Consider the following 21,564-nt stretch of genomic DNA (forward strand, 5'->3'; position numbering starts at 1 on the left):
TTTGTCAAATTAGTCGCTTGTAGGTTAGATACCAAGCTGATCCCAAATCTCATCAACACGTTTTACCACACTTTCATCTTTTTCGATAGGTGTTCCCCATTCACGGGTGGTTTCGCCAGCCCATTTGTTGGTAGCATCAATCCCCATTTTTGAGCCTAAGCCGGCAATTGGCGAGGCAAAATCAAGATAATCAATCGGGCTGTTTTCAATTAATGTAGTATCTCGTGCCGGATCGCAACGGGTGGTGATCGCCCAAATCACATCTTTCCAATCTCGAGCGTTCACATCATCATCACACACAATTACAAATTTGGTGTACATAAATTGGCGTAAGAATGACCAAACGCCCATCATTACCCGTTTAGCATGCCCTGCGTATTGCTTTTTCATCGTAACGACTGCTAAACGATACGAGCAGCCTTCCGGTGGCAGATAGAAATCGACAATTTCAGGGAATTGCTTCTGTAAAATCGGAATAAAGACTTCGTTTAACGCTTCGCCTAACACCGCAGGCTCATCAGGTGGTCTGCCAGTGTAGGTACTATGATAAATCGCATCTTTTCGCATTGTGATATGGGTAACGGTAAACACAGGGAAATATTCTTGTTCGTTATAGTAACCCGTGTGGTCGCCGTAAGGACCTTCTAATGCGGTTTCCTCTAAATCAATGTAGCCTTCAAGTACAATTTCTGCACTTGCCGGCACTTCTAAATCATTTGAAATCGATTTTACCACTTCCGTTTTATTACCACGCAAAAGCCCGGCGAATGCGTATTCCGAGAGTGTATCGGGAATTGGCGTAACGGCGGCTAAAATCGTTGCAGGATCTGCCCCAATGGCAACTGAAACAGGGAATGGTTTATCGGGGTTTTCGGCTTTCCACTCTTGGAAATCTAACGCCCCGCCACGATGCGAGAGCCAACGCATAATGAGCTTGTTTTTGCCGATTAATTGTTGGCGATAAATCCCTAGATTTTGGCGTTTTTTGTACGGACCTTGCGTAATCGTCAGCCCCCAAGTAACGAGTGGGGCAATATCGCCTTTCCAGCAGTGCATAATAGGCAACTTAGTGAGATCGACCTCATCGCCCGAAATAACCACTTGCTGGCATTCTGCTCGACTTAATACTTTCGGCGGCATATTGAGAATTTGCTTCCATTGCGGCAGCTGCCCGATTAAATCCTTGAAACCTTTTGGCGGCTCAGGCTCTTTTAAAAAGGCGAGTAGCTTGCCAAGTTCTCGCAAGGCTTTGGTATCTTCCTGCCCCATTCCCATCGCCACTCGTTTTGGTGTGCCGAATAAATTGCATAGTACAGGAATTTGGCTACCCTTAGGGTTTTCAAACAACAATGCCGGTCCACCTTTTCTTAAGGTTCTATCGGCAATTTCCGTCATTTCTAAATAAGGGTCGATTTCTTGTTTAATACGAACTAACTCACCTTGTGCTTCAAGTAAATCAAGAAATTCTCGTAAATTTTTATATTTCATAGCGGTCATATTTTTGAAGTTTTTTGCAAGTATATAGAAAAATGCGGATGAAAAATACCCATAAAAAATTTATAGAAATTTTATTTGGTTTTGCTAGAATACGTTGATTTCAAATTTATAAAAGGAGATTTTATGTTTAAGAAAACATTGATTGGCTTAGCGGTTTTAGGGGCGGGAGTTGCTCAAGCGGATGTATTAACCAGCATCAAACCGTTGGGCTTTATCGCTAATGCGATTACTGATGGCGTTACTGAAACTAAAGTATTATTACCGGTAACCGCTTCTCCACACGATTACAGCTTGAAACCGTCAGATGTATCGCAGTTACAATCTGCTCAATTAGTGGTTTGGGTGGGCGATGGTTTAGAAAGTTTCCTCGAAAAAAGCATCGAAAAACTGCCGAAAGAGAAGGTATTAACCCTTGAGAATGTCGAAGCGATTGAAGAGTTGGTGGAAAAAGCGAGCGATAAAAAAGAAGATGCTCACGACCACGATCATAAGCACGACCACAAGCATTCACACGAGCATAAACACGAACATAAAGGGCATAGCCACAAACACGATGATCATCACGGTCATAGCCACGATGAAGACTGGCATATTTGGTTATCCAGTGAAGCGAGTGAGTTAGCGGCGGAACAAATTGCTGCACGCTTAAGCGAACAATTACCGGAACAAAAAGCCAAAATTGCAGAAAATCTTGCAAAATTCAAAGCAAATTTAACCGCTAAAAAAGCAGAAATTGCGAAGCAATTAGAGCCGGTGAAAGCCAAAGGCTATTACACTTTCCACGATGCTTACGGTTATTTTGAAAGAGAGTATGGTTTAAATTCATTAGGTTCATTTACCATTAATCCAACGGTTGCACCGGGTGCGAAAACACTTGCCGCAATCAAGAAAAATATTGCTAAAAACAAAGCACAATGTTTATTTGCTGAGCCACAATTTACCCCGAAAGTAATTGAGACTTTAGCTAAAGAAACGAACGTAAATGTAGGGCAATTAGACCCACTAGGTGCGAAAGTTCAACTCAGTGCAACTGCTTATCCTGAGTTTTTACAGGCACTAGCTAACGAATTTAGCCAATGTTTATCAAAGTAAGATAAAAAATAACCCCATTTAAGTAAATTTAAATGGGGTTTGTTTTATTCTTCTTTCACGATAATTTTCTTACCATTAGTAAAATCAATCTGCTTGGCAACAGTAATATGACCAATTGGGGTTTCAAGTGAAGCAAAAACAGGTTTTACATTTTCAGGTAAATTATTTATTGGTAAAACTACTGTAATATTGGTTTTCTTTTTGGCTGAAATAGCTTTATCTAGCTGAGTTTGAACTTCTTGCACAAAGAAAATTTGATTATTAATGGTAAAAGCAGATAACCAATTTAAATTTTTAATACGATTTTTGCCTATGTTATTGACCTCATAAGTTAATACAGCAACATCTTGGTTATCTTGTTTTGCTGTTCCTCTTTGGATCAAATTAATTCTGACATTTTGGTTAAATGCTTTTAGGTTTTTATCTTCAGCTTGTTTTGTTTCCATTTTTTTAGTCTCGGTTTTATTTGCTTCAGTTTTAGCAGCTTGATTATTTTCTGTAGCCTGAACATTAAGTACAAATAATGAAATAGCTGTAAGTATGAATAACAATTTCTTAATAAACATAATATTCCTCTAGTAATTTAATTTGCAAAATTGAGTAAAAATTTGACCGCTTGTAGCTAGTAAAATTTACCCATTAGGCTTTTTTCAAAAATTCAGATTTCAGCATAATTTTGCCACAATCTACATTGTGATCGCCTTCTGCTAAACGAATCCCTTTGAATTTAGTGCCTTTTTTCAAGACTTCTGATGATCCTTTTAATTTCAAATCTTTGATTAATAGTACATCATCACCATCCGATAATAAATTACCATTACTGTCTTTTACAATTAAGACATCTTCGTCTTGACTGGTCTCTTCACCATTCCATTCGTAGGCACAATCAGGGCAAACAAATTGAATAGAATCGTGATAAGTATTTTCGCCTTTGCATTCAGGGCATACAGGGTATGTCATAATATTTTCTTCTCATTGGTTTATGTTAAAAATGGCATTATATAATAAAAAGCAATAAAAAGATAAATGAACAATTTTTAACAATTGTAAAGAAAAGTCAGTTAGAATAAGAGCAGATTAAAGCAAAAGGAGGCAACTATGATAGTCGATCCAAATTATCAACAAGAATTAGAAAAATATGAAAATCCTGTGCCGAGCCGAGAGTTTATTTTAAATACTATTCGTGAACATAACGCACCGATGAGTCGTGATGAGTTGCTCGAAGCATTTCACATTTATGATGAAGAACGAATGGAGGGTGTTCGCCGCCGTTTACGGGCAATGGAAAATGACGGCGAGTTAGTGTTTACTAAAGGTAAACGTTATGCCTTGCCTGAAAAGATGGATTTATTGAAAGGGACAGTGATTGGTCATCGTGATGGCTATGGTTTTCTACAAGTAGAAGGGCACGAAAAACTCACGACGAAAAATGAGGATTGGTTTATTCCTAATGCTCAAATGGTAAAAGTAATGCACGGTGATTTTGTACTGGCACAGCCGAACGGCACAGATAGAAGAGGTCGTAAAGAAGTGCGTATCGTGCGTGTGCTGGAAGCCCGTAAAAAGCAGATTGTTGGGCGATTCTTCCTGGAAAGTGGTATCGGTTTCGTTGTGCCTGACGATAGCCGTATCAATCAAGATATTCTAATCCCTGATGAGCATCGTATGGGAGCAAGAATGGGTCAGGTTGTGGTGGTGGAATTGCAAGAACGCAAAGCCGGTTTTAACCGCCCGGTGGGTTTTATTACGGAGATTTTAGGCGATAATTTAGCACCGGGTATGGAAATCGAAATTGCATTACGCAATCACGATATTCCACACGTTTGGTCAGAAGGGGTAGAAAAGCAAATTCGTCAATTTACTAGCGAAGAAGTGCCGGAAGAAGCGAAGCAGGGGCGTATTGATTTACGTGATTTACCGCTCATTACTATTGATGGCGAAGATGCTCGTGATTTTGACGATGCGGTTTTTGCCAAAAAAGAAGGTAACGGCTGGCGTTTATGGGTAGCAATTGCTGATGTAAGCTATTACGTTCGCCCGAAAACGGCGTTAGATTTGGAAGCTCTTAATCGAGGTAACTCGGTTTATTTCCCGAATCGAGTGATTCCAATGCTACCCGAAGTTCTTTCAAATGGCTTGTGTTCATTAAATCCACAGGTTGATCGTCTCTGTTTAGTGGCGGAAATGTCGGTTTCCAACAAAGGGGAATTGGTCGATTACAAATTCTATGAAGCAGTAATGAATTCACACGCTCGCCTGACCTATACCAAAGTTTGGAAAATGTTAGAAGGCGATGAAATTTTGCGTGAGCGTTATGCACCATTAGTGCCACATATTGAAGAGCTTTATGCGATGTTCCAAACTTTAATGAAAGCTCGCCAAAAACGAGGTGCAATTGAGTTTGAAACCATTGAAAATCAATTTATTTTCAACCCTCAAGGGAGAATTGAACGCATTGAGCCGCTTATCCGCAATGAGGCACACAAACTGATTGAAGAGTGTATGATTTTGGCAAATATTGCGGCAGCTCGCTTTGTGGAACAAGCCAATGAACCTGCTCTTTACCGAATTCACGATAAACCAAGTGAAGAAAAATTACTCAGTTTTAAATCATTTGTGCGTGAATGTGGTTTAACGTGGGATGTTGGGCTTGCTCCACAACCTAAAGATTACGGCGTATTATTAAACCAAATTGCCGAACGAGCCGATAAAGAGCTTATTCAAACAATGTTACTTCGTTCTCTTAAACAAGCCGTTTATGCGGCGGATAACATCGGACATTTTGGCTTAGCATTAACCGAATATGCTCACTTTACCTCGCCAATTCGCCGTTATCCTGATTTGTTGTTGCACCGTGCGATTAAATATTTAATCGAAAAAGGCAAGGGCAATACACGTCATTATACTGATGGCGGTGGTTATCACTACAAGTTAGATGATATGGATGCATTTGGCGATAAATGTTCTGCTACCGAACGCCGAGCAGATGAAGCGACCCGTGATGTGGCAGATTGGCTGAAATGTGAGTTTATGCAGGATCATATCGGCGAAGAGTTTGATGGTGTGATTTCAAGCGTAACAGGCTTTGGTTTATTTGTGAAACTTAATGAGCTATTTATTGATGGTTTGGTTCATATTTCAACCTTAGATAATGACTACTACCATTATGATGCAGACAGACAACGTTTAGTGGGCGAAAGTGGCATCATTTATCGCTTGGGTGATACTGTTCGAGTAAAAGTGATCAACGTGAATTTAGATGAAAAGAAAATTGACTTTGAGTTGCTAACTGAACATAAAACGACAGGTAAAACGGCTAGAAAAAAGGCAAAAGCCGCAGCGAAACCTGTTTTCAAAGAACCAAAAACCGTAAAAAAAGCGAAGAAAACCACAGAGAAAAAACCGGTAAAATCTGCAAAAAAACGGACAAAAACGACCGCTAGTAAGTCAAAGAAGAAATAGAAAATGGATTATAAAAAACAGATTTTGTGTAGCATTTTGTTTGCAGTTGTTATCGCAATAATCAGCTACTTCATTTTTAGCTATATTCCCTTTGATTGTAATGATTTGACTAAACTTGATGATTACCAACGTTTAGAATGCCGTACCGCAGAAGTGCTGGGTATTTATTACTGGCTACCTCACACCACAACCTTGTTTTTCGGGGCTATTCTGTTTTATTGGGCTGTTTATGGTTTGGTATCGTTAGTGCAATCCGTGTTAAAACGCTAACAAGCGGTTAAATTTGAGCAAACATTTGCAAATATTGAAAGACCTATCTTTTTAGATAGGTCTTTTTATTTTGTAAATAAATGAAAACTCCTTGATAGATGTATCGCGAATAGATAAAATCCCCCAATTAAGTGGGAAAAAGTGGTGGATTGTGGATCTTTTTCTTAAATTTAACATTATTTAACTAAGGCGAAGAATCAAAATGTTTCGTGGTGCAAGTTCAATCAGCATTGATAGTAAAGGGCGGATCGCTATCCCGACCCGCTACCGTGCAGAACTTCTCGAAAAACATCACGGAATTTTAGTGTGCACAGTCGATATTCGTCAGCCTTGTTTGCTACTTTACCCTTTGCACGAATGGGAAATTGTTGAGCAGAAATTACTGGCATTATCAAATTTTGACCCCGTTCAACGCCGTATTCAGCGTGTAATGCAAGGCTTTGCAACCGAATGTGAAATGGACTCGGCAGGTCGTATTTTACTTAGCCCTACACTTCGCCAACACGCTCAATTAGATCAACAGATTATGTTGGTTGGTCAATTAAACAAATTTGAAATCTGGCAAGATAAACAATGGCAAGCCCAAATTGCTGAAGATCTTGCATTTGGTGGTTCAGCAGAAATGTTGGATTGCGATGCCTTAAAAAATTTATCGCTATAGTAATTGGAAAGAAAAATGAGCGAAACACCGAAACATATTACAGTATTATTGCACGAAGCCGTTGATGGCTTAGCAATTAAGCCTAACGGTATCTATATTGATGGTACTTTTGGGCGTGGTGGACATTCTCGCTTAATTTTATCCAAATTAGGCGAAAATGGACGCCTGATTGCAACAGATCGTGATCCTCGAGCGATCGCAGAAGCTCAAACCATTAACGATCCACGTTTTCAGATTGAACACACTGCTTTTTCTGCCATTCCTGAAATTTGTGAACGAATGGGATTGGTTGGCAAAATTGACGGCATTTTACTTGATTTGGGCGTTTCTTCCCCACAACTTGATGAAGCTGAAAGAGGCTTCAGCTTTATGCGTGATGGACCGCTTGATATGCGTATGGATACCACCAAAGGATTATCAGCCTCAGAGTGGTTAGCTCAAGTATCTGTTGAAGATTTAGCTTGGGTGCTTAAAGAATTTGGCGAAGAACGCTTTGCAAAACGCATTGCACAAGCGATCGTTTCTTACAATAAATCTGCAAGTGAGAAAATTTCTCGCACGTTACAACTCGCCCAAATTATTAGCGATGCCGTGCCGTTTAAAGATAAGCATAAACACCCGGCAACTCGTTCTTTCCAAGCAATTAGAATTTTTATTAACAGCGAATTAGATGAACTGGAAAAAGCTCTCAATTCCGCATTAACCGTATTAGCTCCAGAAGGGCGTTTGTCTATTATTAGCTTCCACTCACTTGAAGACAGAATGGTCAAGCAGTTTATGCGTAAACATAGCAAAGGTATGGACGTACCTCGTGGTTTGCCTATATTGGAAGCTGAATTGAATAAAAATATTCCCCTTAAAACCATTGGAAAAGCGATTATGCCAAGTGAAGCAGAGATTGAAGCAAACGCTCGCTCACGTAGTGCGGTGCTCCGAATTGCAGAAAAACGCTAGTAACGTTAAGTAAATGAAAGGAATGAAAATGGCTAACGAACGCTATCCGTTACACCAAATTATTATTGACGATATTTTTAGTCATAACAAAGTTGCGATTTTACTGCTAATTGGAGTGGTTATTTCAGCGGTTGCAACAATTTGGGTAACGCACCAAACCCGTTTGTCTGTTAGTGAACAAGGGCAATTAATTTCCGCTAATCAGAAGCTGGAGAGCCAATATACCAATTTGTTATTGGAAGAAAATAGCCGTAGTGGAAGAGCGAGAGTTGATGCCGCTGCGGAATCTTTCGGTTTACAGCCAATTAAAAAAGAACAAGAAATAATTTTAGTTGAATAGAAAATGGTCAAGTCAGTTAAAGTAAAACCTAAACAAAAAGCCCCAATTGCAGAGCCACCAAAAGTAGAAGGTAAAAAATTACCTAGTTTTTTACCGAAACGCTTCTGGGTGGTGGCACTCTTAATGGTGGTAATGGTAGTAGGGCTATTGGCTCAAGCTGCTTATATTCAACTTGTTGATTCTGAACGATTAATTAAAGAAGCAAATAACCGCTCGCTTCGTACTAAAGAATTACAATTCACGCGTGGGCGGATTTTAGATCGCAATGGGCGTTTCCTTTCCATTAGTGTTCCAATGTATTCTTTAACACTTGATCCAAGAGAATATTTCGATACTAAGCTAAGACGTTCCAACGAAAGCTGGCGGGCGTTGGCTATTGAAATGGAAACGTCAAAAAGTAAGATTGAAGCCAGTGTGAATAAATTTATTGAGAAAAAGAATATCTCAAAAGAGAAAGTAGATTTTGACCCTCGCTCTATTTTAAACACCAAAAGTGAAGGTTATTGGACACAACTCGCACAAGTTACAGGCTTGGATTACAACACGTTAATAGAGAAAGTGAGAAATAATCCAAGTTCTGTTTTTGTTCGTTTAGATCAGGAACACTGGGAACTAGAACGCCGAAAATTCCAAGCACTAAGCAAAGAAATCGGGCGGTCTTATAATGACATAATGGACGAGCTTTACAGCAAAAATCGCCAACGTTTTGTCTATTTGTCTCGCCATCAATCAGAAGCGATTAGTGAGTATGCGAAAGAACTTGATATTGATGCGTTAGTGATTAAAGGTGAATCTCGCCGTTTTTATCCATTATCAGAAGAAGCTTCGCAACTTATTGGCTTTACCGATAAAGACGATATGAATGGCTCGGAAGGCTTAGAGCGTAGTTTTAACTCTTTGCTGATTGGTAAAAACGGTAAACAAATAATCCGTAAAGATGCTAAAGGCAATATTGTTGAGAATATTCGTTCGGAAAAACAGTACGATCCGCAAGATGTAATGCTCAGTATCGATGAAGAGTTGCAATCTATGGTGTACCGTGAAATCAAAAAAGCGGTGCAGGAAAATAATGCAGAATCAGGCACAGCAGTATTAGTTGATGTTCAAACAGGCGAAGTATTGGCAATGGCAAATGCACCGTCATTTAATCCAAACAAACGTGATAGCTTTAAACCGGAGCTTATGCGTAACCGTGCGATTACCGATACTTTTGAGCCGGGTTCAACAGTAAAACCTTTTACTGTATTAACCGCCTTGCATAATAAAGTAACTTATAAAGATGAAGTTATCGGCACAAGACCTATTGTAATAAATGGACATACCATTAAAGACGTTGCCCCAAGAGATAGCTTGACTATTACAGGTATTTTACAAAAATCCAGTAACATTGGCGTAAGTAAATTAGCCTTAAGAATGCCAGCTAATGCGTTAGTGGATACTTACACTAAAGTGGGTTTCGGTAAAGATACAGGTTTAGGCTTAGGCGAACAACGAGGTACAAACGGAGACCGTAAACGCTGGGCAGATATTGAACGAGCAACACTTTCTTATGGTTACGGTTTGAATGTTACGCCACTTCAGCTCGCTCGTGCTTATGCAACCTTAGGCAGCTTCGGGATTTATCGCCCACTTTCTATTACCAAAGTAGATCCCCCGGTCATTGGTGAGCGAGTTCTACCTGAAAAAACCACCCGTGAAGTTGTTCATATGATGGAAAGCGTTGCTGCAAAAGGCGAAGGTGGACACCGTGCAGCGGTTGATGGCTACCGTGTCGCAATCAAAACAGGTACGGCTCGTAAGTTAGAAAACGGTAAATATGTGGAGAAATATATCGCTTATACCGCAGGGCTTGCCCCAGCAAGCGATCCGCGTTTTGCTTTAGTAGTACTCATTAATGAGCCGAAAGCAGGTAACTATTATGGTGGTTTTGTATCAGCTCCACTATTCTCTCGTATTATGGGCTATACGCTAAAACAACGTAATATTAAGCCGGATAATTTAACGTCAGACACACAAAGTGCCGTGCGTGAAATCAAATTAGAACGTAGTATCAATTAAGGTCAGCTATGAAACGTTTACTTCCTTTTCTCACAGAGCTTGATGCTTGGGTTGAAGAACTCACCGAGCTAAAGCAAATGACGTTAGACAGCCGCCAAGTTCAACAAGGCGACTTATTTATTGCTCTTAAAGGTCATCAAGTTGATGGTAGAAAATTTATCCCAAACGCTATTGAGAAAGGGGCAAAAATTATTTTAGCTGAAGCGGAAGAAGATCAAATTGAAGTTGAGCTTTCCCCACAATTTGCAAAATTTAACTTAGATCGTACCGCTTGTTGTAAAGTCATTTCTGTGCCTCAATTACCAAAATTGCTGTCTGCTATCGCAGGGGCGTTTTACGATAATCCATCACAAAAATTAGTGTTAGCAGGCATTACCGGCACAAACGGCAAAACGACGACCGCTCAACTGTTGGCTCAATGGCATAACTTGTTAGGCGGAAAATCAGCGGTAATGGGAACAATCGGCAATGGCTTATATGGCAAGGTACAAGAAGCAGTAAACACTACCGGCTCAGCCATTGAAATTCAACGTAACCTTGCTGATTTTGTGAAACTGGGTGCAGATTTTTGTGCGATGGAAGTCAGCTCTCACGGTTTAGCTCAATTTAGAGCAGAAGCTTTGGAGTTTGATTTAGCGATATTCACTAACTTAAGCCGCGATCATCTTGATTACCACAACACAATGGAAGAATATGCAGAAGCGAAATTCCGCTTGTTTAGTGAACTTAATACGAAAGCTCAAGTAATTAACGCCGATGATGATATTGGTTCTGAATGGCTTAGCAAGTTACCAAATGCAGTGGCAGTAAGTACTCGCCCGGATTTCAGCACTAACCATAAATTTATAAAAGCGACTGCCGTGAAATTTACGCTACAAGGTGCAACCATTCAATTTGAATCAAGCTGGGGAAATGGTGAATTACGCAGTAGTTTAATCGGGGCTTTCAACGTAAGTAATATTTTAACTGCTTTTGCTGGCTTGCTTGCATTAGGTTTTGATATTAAAACACTCATCAAAACAGCTCCGCAATTAGTTGGTGTGGCTGGCAGAATGGAATGTATCACAAGCCTAAATAAACCAATGGTGATTGTGGACTACGCCCATACACCTGATGCATTAGAAAAAGCACTACAAGCCGCTCATCTACATTGCGAAGGTGAACTTTGGTGCATTTTCGGCTGTGGCGGAGACCGTGATACGGGCAAACGCCCATTAATGGCAAAAATTTCCGAGCAATTAGCAGATAACGTGATCGCAACCGATGATAATCCTAGAACCGAAGATAACCAAAAAATTATGGCGGATATCTTCAAAGGTTTTGAAAACCAATCTGCGGTACAAGTGATCCACAACCGTGAGCAAGCTATTAAAACTGCCATTGAGCAAGCAAAATCTATCGATGTGATTTTAATTGCCGGCAAAGGGCACGAGGATTATCAGATTATTGGGACGGAGAAGTTGCATTTTTCAGATCAGGAAGTTTCTAGGAAGTATTTAGTATCTTAATCAAATATCCCCCTCCCCTCTTTTCTAAAGAGGGGTGATCGTGCAGAGCGTATTCTGAGTTCATCTGGCTATTTGTAATTTTATGTAGAAAAATGAACTTCAAATTTGTGGAGATCTAGTCCCCTTCTTTGAGCTACGAGGGGCTAGGGGAGATTTATTCGCTTCGCTCACACTGCGTGCCGTTGCTAAAGCAACGTTCAAACGCAAGCGTTTGTGGCAGAATTAATTAACACTCGTAGCTAATTATTAAAGAAAAACAAAATGATAAAACTAACAACCCAACAAATCGCTGAAATCCTAAACGCTCGCCTTATCGGCAACGGCGAAACTGCGGTAGAAACAACCAGCACAGACACCCGACAAGCGGTCGAAAATGGTTTATTTTTTGCATTAAAAGGCGAAAATTTTGATGCCCATCACTACCTCGAAAATGCTGTTGCTCAAGGCTGCGTTGCGGTTGTTGTTGAGCGTGAGTGTGAAATTAACGTACCGCAAATTGTGGTGGCAGATACTCGCCTTGCATTGGGCGAATTGGCGAAGTGGTTAAAAGCAAAACTGAATCCGAAAACGGTGGCGATGACAGGCTCTTCCGGTAAAACGACAGTGAAAGAGATGACTGCAAAAATTCTACAAAAAATGACCGCTTGTGAAGAGGAAGTTTTATACACTTTTGGTAATTTAAACAATGATTTAGGCGTACCAATGACATTACTCCGATTAACCGAACAGCATAAATATGCGGTAATTGAACTGGGGGCAAATCATATTGGTGAAATTGCTTATACGACTGAAATTACCAAACCTGATGCGTGCTTAGTGAATAATGTAGCCGCTGCTCACTTAGAAGGTTTTGGTTCACTTGAAGGTGTGGCACAGGCAAAAGGTGAAATTTATCGTGGTTTGAAAGAAGGTGGAAAAGCCATTATCAATTTGGCTTTCTATTATCCACAATGGCAGAAGGAAATTGGCTCAAACGAAATTCAATCTTTCTCTTATATCGGCTCAGATTCGGATTCATACGCGGATTACTGGGCAGATGATGTGGAATTATTGCTAAATGGCTCACGTTTTATGCTTCATACACCACAAGGCGAAATTGAAATTGAGCTTCCTTATTTAGGCAACCATAATGTGAGTAATGCATTAGCGGCAACCTCGCTTGCAATGTCGGTTGGAGCAACCTTAGAGGCAGTTAAAGCCGGACTTGAGCAACGTTCAATGGTAAAAGGGCGTTTGTATCCCGTACAAATTAATGATAACTGTTTATTTATTGATGATACTTACAATGCCAATGTGGATTCAATGAAGTCGGCAATTTCAGTGCTACAAAATTACCCTGCATACCGAATTTTTGCGGTAGGCGATATGGCAGAATTAGGTGAGGAAAGTGGTAAATGTCATCAAGAAGTGGCAGATTTTGCTCAACAAGCGGAGCTGGATTTGATTGTGAGTTTCGGCAAAGAGAGTGCGGTTATTAGCCAAAATCCACAACATCACTTTACCGATAAGCAGCAAATGGTTGAATTTTTAATACCGATTATTTTGCAAAAAATCGAACAAAAACAACCACTTGTATTACTTGCAAAAGGCTCTCGTAGCCAAAAGATGGAAACTGTGATTTCCGAGCTTTGTAAACAATTTAATATCAATTTTTAATTTTATTATTTTTAAGGACTAAGCAATGTTAGTTTGGCTTGCAGAACTACTGGTGCAATATAATACCGCATTTAACGTGGTCTCTTATATTACCTTCCGTGCCATTATGGCGTTATTAACAGCAATGGGGATCGGGCTTTGGATCGGACCAAAGGTCATTAGACGTTTACAGATCTTAAAATTTGGTCAAGAAGTGCGTAATGAGGGTCCGGAAAGCCACTTTAAAAAACGTGGTACGCCAACAATGGGCGGTATTATGATTTTAGCGGCTATTGGTGTGAGTACATTACTTTGGGCGGATCTTCGCAACTCTTATGTTTGGTTTACCTTATTTGTATTATTTGGCTACGGAGTGGTTGGTTTTGTTGATGATTATCGCAAGATCTCCCGTAAAAACACAGACGGCTTAATTGCCCGTTGGAAATATTTCTGGTTATCCGCAATCGCTTTAGTGGCGGTTTTTGGTATGTATGCGGTTGGAAAAGATACAGCAGCTACTCAATTAGTTGTACCGTTCTTTAAAGATGTGATGCCACAATTAGGTGTGTTTTACATTATCCTTGCTTACTTTGTGATTGTCGGTACAAGTAATGCTGTAAACTTAACAGACGGTTTAGACGGCTTGGCGATAGTGCCGATCATTATGGTCGCTTCTGCTTTTGCATTGATTGCTTGGGCAACAGGTAACTTCAATTTTGCACAATATTTACACATTCCATTTATTCCAAACACATCGGAATTAGTTATTTTATGTACGGCAATTGTTGGAGCTGGTTTAGGCTTCTTGTGGTATAACACCTATCCGGCACAGGTATTTATGGGTGATGTAGGCTCACTTTCATTAGGTGGAGCATTAGGCATTATCGCGGTATTAGTTCGTCAAGAATTGCTATTAGTTGTGATGGGCGGTGTATTTGTAGTTGAAGCCCTCTCGGTTATTTTACAGGTCGGTTCTTATAAATTACGCCAAAAACGAATTTTCCGAATGGCACCTATTCATCATCACTTTGAATTAAAAGGCTGGCCAGAGCCACGAGTGATTGTCCGCTTCTGGATTATCACACTAATGTTAGTATTAATAGGCTTAGTTACCCTGAAATTACGTTAATTGATAAGGTGCGTTTTTTACGCACCTTATGCTGTTTTTTAGATTTAGAGAAAAAATTATGCAAAACCAATATCAAGGCAAAACAGTAACTGTTATCGGATTAGGTACAACAGGATTATCTTGTGTTGATTTCTTTAAGAAAAAGAAAGCGAATATACAAGTAATTGACACTCGAGCTAATCCGGCAGGTGCCGATAAACTCAATAAAACGATTCCTTTACACACCGGTGGATTAAACAGTGAGTGGTTGCTCAAATCAGATTTAATCGTCATTAGTCCGGGGTTAGCATTGGCAACGCCTGAAATTCAGCAAGCGATCCAAGCCGGTGTTGAAGTAGTGGGTGATGTAGAACTATTTTGTCGTGAAGCGAAAGCCCCGATTATTGCTATTACAGGATCGAATGGTAAAAGCACAGTAACAACTTTAACTGCTGAAATGGTTAAGCAAGCAGGCTTGAAGGTTGGAATGGGGGGCAATATTGGTGTGCCGGTGTTAAGTCTATTAGACGAAGATTATGATCTTTTCGTGCTAGAACTTTCCAGCTTCCAACTTGAAACCACTTATTCACTGAAAGCGAAAGCAGCAACGATTTTAAACATCAGCGAAGACCATATGGATCGCTATGATGCAATTGCGGATTACCGTAATGCCAAATTGCGTATTTATGAAAATGCCGAAAACATTGTCGTGAATGGTGAAGATGCTCAAACTTACCCTGAACAAGCGGTCAAAAATTTAATCCGTTTTGCAGAACAGAATGCAGAATACACAATGCGTAATGGTGTACTTTATGCAGGAGATACTGCCATTATTAACACCAACCAAATGTTAATTAACGGTCGTCATAATGAGATGAATGCTCTTGCTGCAATGGCATTGGCAGAAGCTGCCAATGTTCCTCGTGAGGGTATCGTCAAAGCATTACAAACTTATGGAGGATTACCTCATCGCTTTCAAGCAGTTGCCACCAATGATGGCGTGCGTTGGGTCAATGATTCTAAAGCAACCAATGTGGGCAGTACCATTGCTGCACTAAATGGGCTGAGCGTAGCTGGTACACTCTATTTATTACTCGGTGGTGATGGCAAAGCAGCTGATTTCTCTGAACTTAAGCCGTTAATTAATAAGCCAAATATTGTTTGTTACTGCTTCGGGCAAGATGGCAACGAATTAGCAAAATTAAGCGAACAAAGTGTATTGGTAGAAACAATGCAAGAAGCGATTACAGCTATTCGCCCACAACTCAAAAAAGGCGATATGGTTTTACTTTCTCCTGCTTGTGCGAGCTTAGATCAGTTTAAAAACTTTGAACAACGTGGCGATGTGTTTGTTTCGTTGGCACAAGGACAAGAAGCATAATGTTAGAAAAATTTAAAACAGAATGGGATAAATGGGTCAGACTAACCCCTTCTAATTCGCTTTATGACAGAACTCTAATTTGGTTATTTTTAGGGTTACTGGTTATTGGATTTGTGATGGTTACGTCCGCTTCTATCCCTGTAAGCACAAGGCTTAATGACGATCCATTCTATTTTGCTATTCGTGATGGTTTGTATATTATTGCCTCAATTATTTTTTGCTATATTTTTGTACAAATTCCTGTCGAAAAATGGGAAAAATATAATGTTGCATTATTTTTTATTGCCATTAGTTTTTTGATTGCAGTATTGATTTTCGGTAGATCGATTAATGGTGCGGTGCGTTGGATTCCGTTGGGTATTCTTAATTTCCAGCCTGCGGAATTAGCAAAATTAGCAGTAATTTGCTATTTTGCCAGCTTTTATGTGCGTAAATATGATGAAATCCGTAAGGAAAAAGCCAGCTTTTGGCGACCGGCGGTAATTTTATTTGTATTCGGTTTCCTCTTAATTTTACAACCCGACTTGGGAAGTACCTTTGTATTATTTGTGCTCACATTTTCAATGTTGTTTATTGTAGGAGCAAAAATTATGCAATTTATGTTTTTAGGCGTGGTAGGAACAGTCTTATTTGCGGTACTGATTTTGACTTCTGAATATCGTCTAAAACGTGTTACTTCTTTTATGGATCCATTTGCCGATGCGTATGGAGATGGTTTCCAGCTCTCTAATTCACAAATGGCATTCGGGCAAGGTAAATTCTGGGGGCAAGGTTTAGGAAATTCAGTCCAAAAATTAGAATATTTACCGGAAGCTCATACCGACTTTGTTATGGCAGTTGTGGGTGAAGAATTTGGCTTTTTCGGCATTCTTTGTATTGTTCTTTTATTGATATTATTAACGGTTCGAGCCTTAAAAATCAGCAAAGAGTCTTTAATTTTAGAAGAACGCTTTAAAGGCTATATGGCATTTGGTATTGCGATTTGGATTTTCTTACAAGGTTTTGTAAATTTAGGTGTAGCATCGGGGTTACTTCCAACCAAAGGTTTAACCTTCCCGTTAGTGAGCTATGGTGGATCAAGTTTGGTGATTATGTCGATTGCGATTGCGGTATTGCTGAGAATCGATCACGAAAACAGAGCTGAGCGAATTGGGCACGCTAAAATCAAAAGTGTGTAGTACAAGCTATTCTGATTTAAAAATTGCAAATAAATAAAGAATTTTAACCGCTTGTATTTACTTAAAAAGAGATAAATCAAGTAGAATAATACATTTTCCTATTAAAAAGAGTTAAAAATGGCTAAAAAATTATTAGTGATGGCAGGCGGTACCGGCGGACACGTTTTTCCTGCAATTGCGGTAGCGAGAGAGCTACAAAAACAAGGCTGGCAAATCCGCTGGCTCGGCACGAAAGATAGAATGGAAGCCACTCTTGTGCCAAAACACGGCATAGACATCGATTTTATCGAAATTTCCGGCTTGCGTGGCAAAGGGCTGGGGACATTATTAAAAGCCCCTTTTGCGATCTTTAAAGCTGTGATGCAAGCTCGAAAAATCATTAAAGACTATCAACCGGATGCTGTATTAGGTATGGGAGGCTATGTTTCCGGACCAGGCGGTATCGCAGCAAAATTATGCGGTGTACCGGTAATTTTACACGAGCAAAATGCGGTAGCGGGTTTAACTAATGTATGGCTTTCAAAAATTGCCCGTAAGGTATTACAAGCTTTTCCAACGGCGTTTAATGATGCGGAAGTGGTAGGTAATCCGGTGCGTGAAGATTTATCCGCTTTACCTTTGCCAAACGAGCGTTTTAAGGAGCGAGGCTATCCCATTAATATTTTAGTGATGGGCGGCAGTCAAGGGGCAAGAGTGATTAACCAAACTGTGCCGGAAGTCGCAAAAGTGTTGGGTAATAATGTGTTTATTAGCCACCAAGTGGGTAAGGATAATTTAGCCGGTATTGAGGACGTTTATCAACAAACGGGTAATGGTATCGCTTCAGAATTTATTGATGATATGAAGGCAGCCTATGAATGGGCGGATTTAGTTATTTGCCGCTCGGGAGCTTTAACTGTTTGTGAAATTGCCGCGGTCGGTTTGCCAGCTATTTTTGTGCCGTTCCAGCATAAAGATAGGCAACAATTTTTGAATGCAAATTACTTAGCGGAGGCTGGGGCAGCAGTGATTATTGAGCAGGTAGATTTTAATCCTCAATCATTGTTAAATGCCTTACAGCCACTTATTGCCGATCGCCAAAAATTATTAGATATGGCAATGCGAGCCAGAGCAAAAGCAACGCCAACTGCGGCACAGCGTGTGGCAGAGGTGATTATTCAAGAAGCAAATTAGTTGGATGCAAGCGGTCAAATTTTTACAGTTTTTTGCAAAATTTTCGAAAAATTTAACCGCTTACAAAGTAAATAGTAGGATTAGAAATGAAAAATTTCCAGGATAAAGTTAAAAAGTTAGTGCCAGAAATGCGTCGTGTAAACCAGATCCACTTCATTGGGATTGGTGGTGCCGGTATGAGCGGAATTGCAGAAGTATTGCTTAATGAAGGTTACCAAATTTCAGGTTCGGATATTGCTGACGGAGTGGTAACACAACGTTTATCGACAGCAGGGGCAAAAGTGTTTATCGGGCATCAAGCAGAAAATATTTCAGGTGCAAGCGTGGTGGTAGTTTCAACCGCCATTGATGAAACTAACCCGGAAATTATGGCGGCACGTGAAGCTAGAATTCCTGTTATTCGTCGTGCGGAAATGTTAGCAGAAATTATGCGTTTTAGACACGGCATTGCGATTGCCGGCACACACGGTAAAACGACCACAACGGCAATGATTTCAATGATTTATACAGAGGCAAAATTAGACCCGACCTTTGTAAACGGTGGTTTGGTGAAATCAGCCGGCAAAAATGCACATCTAGGGGCAAGCCGTTATTTAATTGCTGAGGCTGATGAAAGCGATGCTTCTTTCTTACACTTGCAACCAATGGTATCGGTGGTAACCAATATCGAACCGGATCATATGGACACCTACGGTGGCGATTTTGAAAAAATGAAAGATACTTATGTGCGTTTTCTGCGTAACTTGCCATTCTACGGTTTAGCTGTGATGTGTGCAGATGATGCAACTGTAATGGAAATTGCTCCTCGTGTTGGTCGTCAAGTGATTACTTATGGTTTTAGTGAAAAAGCAGATTATCGTATTGAAGATTACCAACAAACAGGTTTTCAGGGGCATTATACGGTTGTTTGCCCAAGTGGCGAACGTATTGATGTATTGCTTAACGTGCCGGGTACACATAATGCATTAAATGCAACAGCAGCACTTGCTGTTGCTAAAGAAGAAGGCATTGGAAATGAAGCAATTTTAGCAGCTCTTGCAGATTTCCAAGGTGCAGGTCGTCGTTTTGATCAGCTTGGCTCATTTATTCGTCCTAACGGTAAAATTATGTTAGTTGATGATTACGGTCATCACCCAACAGAAGTAGATGTAACCATTCAAGCGGCTCGTCAAGGTTGGGAGGGTAAACGTGTAGTGATGGTATTCCAGCCTCACCGTTATTCTCGTACTCGTGATTTATTCGATGAGTTTGTTCAAGTGCTTTCTAAAGTTGATGCGTTGATTTTATTAGATGTTTATGCAGCTGGTGAATCGCCAATTGTTGGAGCAGACAGTAAAGCCCTAGCTCGTTCAATCCGTAATTTGGGTAAAGTTGATCCTATTTTAGTGTCAGATACCGAACAACTCGGCGAAGTATTAGATCAAATTATTCAAGACGGTGATTTAATCTTAGCACAGGGTGCAGGTAGTGTAAGCCGTATCTCGCGTGGTTTAGCAGAAAGTTGGAAAGCATAAGGATTTAAAATGAGCATTAAAAACGAAAAAATTGCAGTGTTATTTGGTGGTGTTTCGCAAGAGCGTGAGGTTTCTCTTAATTCAGGTGCAGCAGTAACAGAAGCATTGAGAAGTTTAGGTTATGACGTTGAAGGTATTGATACCAAAGAATTCCCGATTGAAAAATTAAAAGAAAAAGGCATTCAGCGTGTATTTAATATTTTACACGGTGGCATTGGCGAAAATGGCGTCCTACAAGGGGCATTGGAGCAAATGGGAATTCCTTATACAGGTTGTGGCGTGATGGCATCAGCGGTAACCTTAGATAAATTCCGCACCAAATTATTATGGAATGCAGTAGGTTTACCTACGGCAGATATGGTTGTGGTTCAGCGTGGACAAGCGGTCGATTTTGATCAAATTATTGCAAAATTAGGTTTACCTGTATTCGTAAAGCCTTCTTGTGAAGGTTCAAGTGTAGGTGTTTTTAAAGTAAAAACCAGAGAAGAGTTAGAGCCAGCCATTCAAGAGGCGTTAAAATTTGATTCTATTGTATTAGTAGAAGAATTTTTAGCCGGTAATGAATACTCTGTACCGGTGTTAGATGGTCAAGTTCTGCCTGCGGTTCAAGTGATTCCGGACGGTGAATTTTATGACTACCACGCAAAATATGTATCAGATAATACGCAATATGTTTTACCAGCTTTGAACGATGAACGCCAAGCTGAAGTCGCACAATTAGTAAAAGCTGCTTATGATGTGGTTGGTTGTCGAGGTTGGAGTCGTATTGATGTGATGGAAGATGGTAACGGCAAATTCCGTTTGGTGGAGGTTAATACTAATCCGGGTATGACAAGCCATAGTATTTTCCCTAAATCAGCAGCAACGGTGGGGATTTCATTTGAAGCATTAGTTGAGCGTGTATTGGAGTTAAGTGCTTAATGGGGATTTTCCGCAAGAAAAACAGCACAAATGTGCGTTTTAATGTTATTAATCCAAAAACTTCGGTTTCTTCTCGTAAATGGTTAGTATTCATTAAACCATTAATTGTGTTATTATGTACACTATTTATATTTGGTGTATATAGTAACTGGCAAAACATACTTGAAAGTTGGGATAAAGCCCCTATTCGAGCCTATGCATTGACCCATAAAACACAATTTACAACAAATGCGGATATTCGTGAAACTTTATCTGGAGAACCAGCTCTAAAAGGATATTTCGGGCAAGATATTCAAGAGGTCAAAGATAAACTTTTATCTATTCCTTGGGTCAAAGATGTGGTCGTTCGTAAACTTTATCCTGATCGTTTAAGTATTACATTGTTAGAGCATAAACCTGTTGCGGTATGGAACGATGTTAATTTTGTTTCGGAACAGGGTGTAGTATTTAGTTTACCGAAAGATAGATTAGATAAAAACGGTTTGCCTTTATTATATGGACCAGATTCACAGGGTAAAAATGTATTAGAAGCTTGGAATAAGATTCGAGCTGATTTAAATGCTCGTAAATTAGATTTGATCTCTGTGTCGGTGGATAATAGAGGGTCTTGGACGATTGAGCTATCTAATCAAGTAGAATTGCGATTAGGTCGGGGAGAATGGACTTCTAAAATTGATCGTTTTGTAACGATTTTCCCTGAAATTAATATTCCTGAGGGTAATCGATTAGCTTATGTTGATTTGCGTTATCCGCACGGTGCGGCAGTTGGATTTAGCCCTATAAAAAATTAAACGTTTAGTGAATATAAAATA

The 21,564-nt window shown here is 39.9% G+C and carries 19 protein-coding genes; 16 read left to right on the forward strand and 3 right to left on the reverse strand.

What is annotated here, in order from left to right; genetic code table 11:
* Positions 1 to 24 precede the first annotated feature (24 nt).
* Positions 25 to 1,488, reverse strand: coding sequence for a 4-hydroxy-3-polyprenylbenzoate decarboxylase (gene ubiD / locus X781_RS02010; RefSeq protein WP_025235324.1), 1,464 nt, complete (start codon positions 1,486 to 1,488; stop codon positions 25 to 27).
* Between the two features lie 132 nt (positions 1,489 to 1,620).
* On the opposite strand from ubiD, the gene znuA reads away from it, so the two are divergent.
* Complete coding sequence (gene znuA / locus X781_RS02015; RefSeq protein WP_025235325.1) at positions 1,621 to 2,589, forward strand: zinc ABC transporter substrate-binding protein ZnuA; 969 nt, start codon at positions 1,621 to 1,623, stop codon at positions 2,587 to 2,589.
* 44 nt (positions 2,590 to 2,633) lie between these two features.
* On the opposite strand, the gene X781_RS02020 is transcribed toward znuA, so the two are convergent.
* Together X781_RS02020 and X781_RS02025 are read right to left on the reverse strand one after the other, a co-directional pair.
* Positions 2,634 to 3,155, reverse strand: a complete 522-nt coding sequence (locus X781_RS02020; protein ID WP_025235326.1) for a hypothetical protein — start codon at positions 3,153 to 3,155, stop codon at positions 2,634 to 2,636.
* A 73-nt stretch (positions 3,156 to 3,228) separates the two neighbouring features.
* The gene (locus X781_RS02025; protein WP_025235327.1) at positions 3,229 to 3,549 is read right to left on the reverse strand and encodes a zinc ribbon domain-containing protein YjdM; all 321 of its coding nucleotides are present in this window, start codon (positions 3,547 to 3,549) and stop codon (positions 3,229 to 3,231) included.
* Positions 3,550 to 3,687: 138 nt separating this feature from the next.
* Here X781_RS02025 and rnr point away from each other — a divergent pair, with 138 nt between their 5' ends.
* The 15 genes from rnr (at position 3,688) to X781_RS02100 (ending at position 21,543) form a co-directional block, all read left to right on the forward strand.
* On the forward strand, positions 3,688 to 6,051 hold the full coding sequence (gene rnr, locus X781_RS02030; protein ID WP_025235328.1) for a ribonuclease R: 2,364 nt from the start codon (positions 3,688 to 3,690) through the stop codon (positions 6,049 to 6,051).
* A 3-nt stretch (positions 6,052 to 6,054) separates the two neighbouring features.
* Entirely contained in the window at positions 6,055 to 6,321 is a 267-nt protein-coding gene (locus tag X781_RS02035) for a hypothetical protein (protein WP_025235329.1), read from the forward strand.
* A 202-nt stretch (positions 6,322 to 6,523) separates the two neighbouring features.
* Entirely contained in the window at positions 6,524 to 6,982 is a 459-nt protein-coding gene (gene mraZ / locus X781_RS02040; protein WP_025235330.1) for a division/cell wall cluster transcriptional repressor MraZ, read from the forward strand.
* A gap of 15 nt (positions 6,983 to 6,997) precedes the next feature.
* Entirely contained in the window at positions 6,998 to 7,936 is a 939-nt protein-coding gene (rsmH, locus tag X781_RS02045) for a 16S rRNA (cytosine(1402)-N(4))-methyltransferase RsmH (RefSeq protein ID WP_025235331.1), read from the forward strand.
* A 28-nt stretch (positions 7,937 to 7,964) separates the two neighbouring features.
* Complete coding sequence (gene ftsL, locus X781_RS02050) at positions 7,965 to 8,276, forward strand: cell division protein FtsL (protein ID WP_025235332.1); 312 nt, start codon at positions 7,965 to 7,967, stop codon at positions 8,274 to 8,276.
* A 3-nt stretch (positions 8,277 to 8,279) separates the two neighbouring features.
* Positions 8,280 to 10,334 carry a penicillin-binding transpeptidase domain-containing protein gene (locus tag X781_RS02055; RefSeq protein WP_025235333.1) on the forward strand — a complete coding sequence of 685 codons (2,055 nt, stop codon included), beginning with the start codon at positions 8,280 to 8,282 and terminating at the stop codon, positions 10,332 to 10,334.
* 8 nt (positions 10,335 to 10,342) lie between these two features.
* Positions 10,343 to 11,842, forward strand: coding sequence for a UDP-N-acetylmuramoyl-L-alanyl-D-glutamate--2,6-diaminopimelate ligase (murE, locus tag X781_RS02060; protein WP_025235334.1), 1,500 nt, complete (start codon positions 10,343 to 10,345; stop codon positions 11,840 to 11,842).
* 261 nt (positions 11,843 to 12,103) lie between these two features.
* Positions 12,104 to 13,498: a UDP-N-acetylmuramoyl-tripeptide--D-alanyl-D-alanine ligase gene (gene murF / locus X781_RS02065; RefSeq protein ID WP_025235335.1), complete on the forward strand. Its 1,395-nt coding sequence runs from the start codon at positions 12,104 to 12,106 to the stop codon at positions 13,496 to 13,498.
* Between the two features lie 25 nt (positions 13,499 to 13,523).
* Complete coding sequence (mraY, locus tag X781_RS02070) at positions 13,524 to 14,606, forward strand: phospho-N-acetylmuramoyl-pentapeptide-transferase (RefSeq protein WP_025235336.1); 1,083 nt, start codon at positions 13,524 to 13,526, stop codon at positions 14,604 to 14,606.
* Positions 14,607 to 14,664: 58 nt separating this feature from the next.
* Positions 14,665 to 15,966, forward strand: coding sequence for a UDP-N-acetylmuramoyl-L-alanine--D-glutamate ligase (gene murD, locus X781_RS02075; protein ID WP_025235337.1), 1,302 nt, complete (start codon positions 14,665 to 14,667; stop codon positions 15,964 to 15,966).
* Entirely contained in the window at positions 15,966 to 17,144 is a 1,179-nt protein-coding gene (gene ftsW, locus X781_RS02080) for a putative lipid II flippase FtsW (protein ID WP_025235338.1), read from the forward strand. The genes murD and ftsW overlap by 1 nt, the downstream gene beginning before the upstream one ends.
* 117 nt (positions 17,145 to 17,261) lie before the next feature.
* Positions 17,262 to 18,317: an undecaprenyldiphospho-muramoylpentapeptide beta-N-acetylglucosaminyltransferase gene (gene murG, locus X781_RS02085; RefSeq protein ID WP_025235339.1), complete on the forward strand. Its 1,056-nt coding sequence runs from the start codon at positions 17,262 to 17,264 to the stop codon at positions 18,315 to 18,317.
* Positions 18,318 to 18,403: 86 nt separating this feature from the next.
* Entirely contained in the window at positions 18,404 to 19,831 is a 1,428-nt protein-coding gene (murC, locus tag X781_RS02090; RefSeq protein ID WP_025235340.1) for a UDP-N-acetylmuramate--L-alanine ligase, read from the forward strand.
* 9 nt (positions 19,832 to 19,840) lie between these two features.
* Positions 19,841 to 20,752, forward strand: coding sequence for a D-alanine--D-alanine ligase (locus X781_RS02095; RefSeq protein ID WP_025235341.1), 912 nt, complete (start codon positions 19,841 to 19,843; stop codon positions 20,750 to 20,752).
* On the forward strand, positions 20,752 to 21,543 hold the full coding sequence (locus X781_RS02100) for a cell division protein FtsQ/DivIB (protein WP_025235342.1): 792 nt from the start codon (positions 20,752 to 20,754) through the stop codon (positions 21,541 to 21,543). The genes X781_RS02095 and X781_RS02100 overlap by 1 nt, the downstream gene beginning before the upstream one ends.
* Positions 21,544 to 21,564 lie beyond the last annotated feature (21 nt).

Origin of the sequence: Mannheimia sp. USDA-ARS-USMARC-1261 (assembly GCF_000521605.1) — a bacterium.
Lineage (GTDB): Bacteria > Pseudomonadota > Gammaproteobacteria > Enterobacterales > Pasteurellaceae > Mannheimia > Mannheimia indoligenes.

Bases quoted from the DNA above. Each gene is read 5' to 3' on its own strand.
- mraY (WP_025235336.1), top strand. From the start codon at position 13,524: ATGTTAGTTTGGCTTGCAGAACTACTGGTGCAATATAATACCGCATTT.
- znuA (WP_025235325.1), top strand. From the start codon at position 1,621: ATGTTTAAGAAAACATTGATTGGCTTAGCGGTTTTAGGGGCGGGAGTT.
- murC (WP_025235340.1), top strand. From the start codon at position 18,404: ATGAAAAATTTCCAGGATAAAGTTAAAAAGTTAGTGCCAGAAATGCGT.
- X781_RS02025 (WP_025235327.1), bottom strand. From the start codon at position 3,549: ATGACATACCCTGTATGCCCTGAATGCAAAGGCGAAAATACTTATCAC.
- X781_RS02100 (WP_025235342.1), top strand. From the start codon at position 20,752: ATGGGGATTTTCCGCAAGAAAAACAGCACAAATGTGCGTTTTAATGTT.
- murG (WP_025235339.1), top strand. From the start codon at position 17,262: ATGGCTAAAAAATTATTAGTGATGGCAGGCGGTACCGGCGGACACGTT.
- ftsL (WP_025235332.1), top strand. From the start codon at position 7,965: ATGGCTAACGAACGCTATCCGTTACACCAAATTATTATTGACGATATT.
- X781_RS02020 (WP_025235326.1), bottom strand. From the start codon at position 3,155: ATGTTTATTAAGAAATTGTTATTCATACTTACAGCTATTTCATTATTT.
- X781_RS02035 (WP_025235329.1), top strand. From the start codon at position 6,055: ATGGATTATAAAAAACAGATTTTGTGTAGCATTTTGTTTGCAGTTGTT.
- rnr (WP_025235328.1), top strand. From the start codon at position 3,688: ATGATAGTCGATCCAAATTATCAACAAGAATTAGAAAAATATGAAAAT.
- mraZ (WP_025235330.1), top strand. From the start codon at position 6,524: ATGTTTCGTGGTGCAAGTTCAATCAGCATTGATAGTAAAGGGCGGATC.
- murE (WP_025235334.1), top strand. From the start codon at position 10,343: ATGAAACGTTTACTTCCTTTTCTCACAGAGCTTGATGCTTGGGTTGAA.
- murF (WP_025235335.1), top strand. From the start codon at position 12,104: ATGATAAAACTAACAACCCAACAAATCGCTGAAATCCTAAACGCTCGC.
- rsmH (WP_025235331.1), top strand. From the start codon at position 6,998: ATGAGCGAAACACCGAAACATATTACAGTATTATTGCACGAAGCCGTT.
- murD (WP_025235337.1), top strand. From the start codon at position 14,665: ATGCAAAACCAATATCAAGGCAAAACAGTAACTGTTATCGGATTAGGT.
- X781_RS02095 (WP_025235341.1), top strand. From the start codon at position 19,841: ATGAGCATTAAAAACGAAAAAATTGCAGTGTTATTTGGTGGTGTTTCG.
- ubiD (WP_025235324.1), bottom strand. From the start codon at position 1,488: ATGAAATATAAAAATTTACGAGAATTTCTTGATTTACTTGAAGCACAA.
- ftsW (WP_025235338.1), top strand. From the start codon at position 15,966: ATGTTAGAAAAATTTAAAACAGAATGGGATAAATGGGTCAGACTAACC.
- X781_RS02055 (WP_025235333.1), top strand. From the start codon at position 8,280: ATGGTCAAGTCAGTTAAAGTAAAACCTAAACAAAAAGCCCCAATTGCA.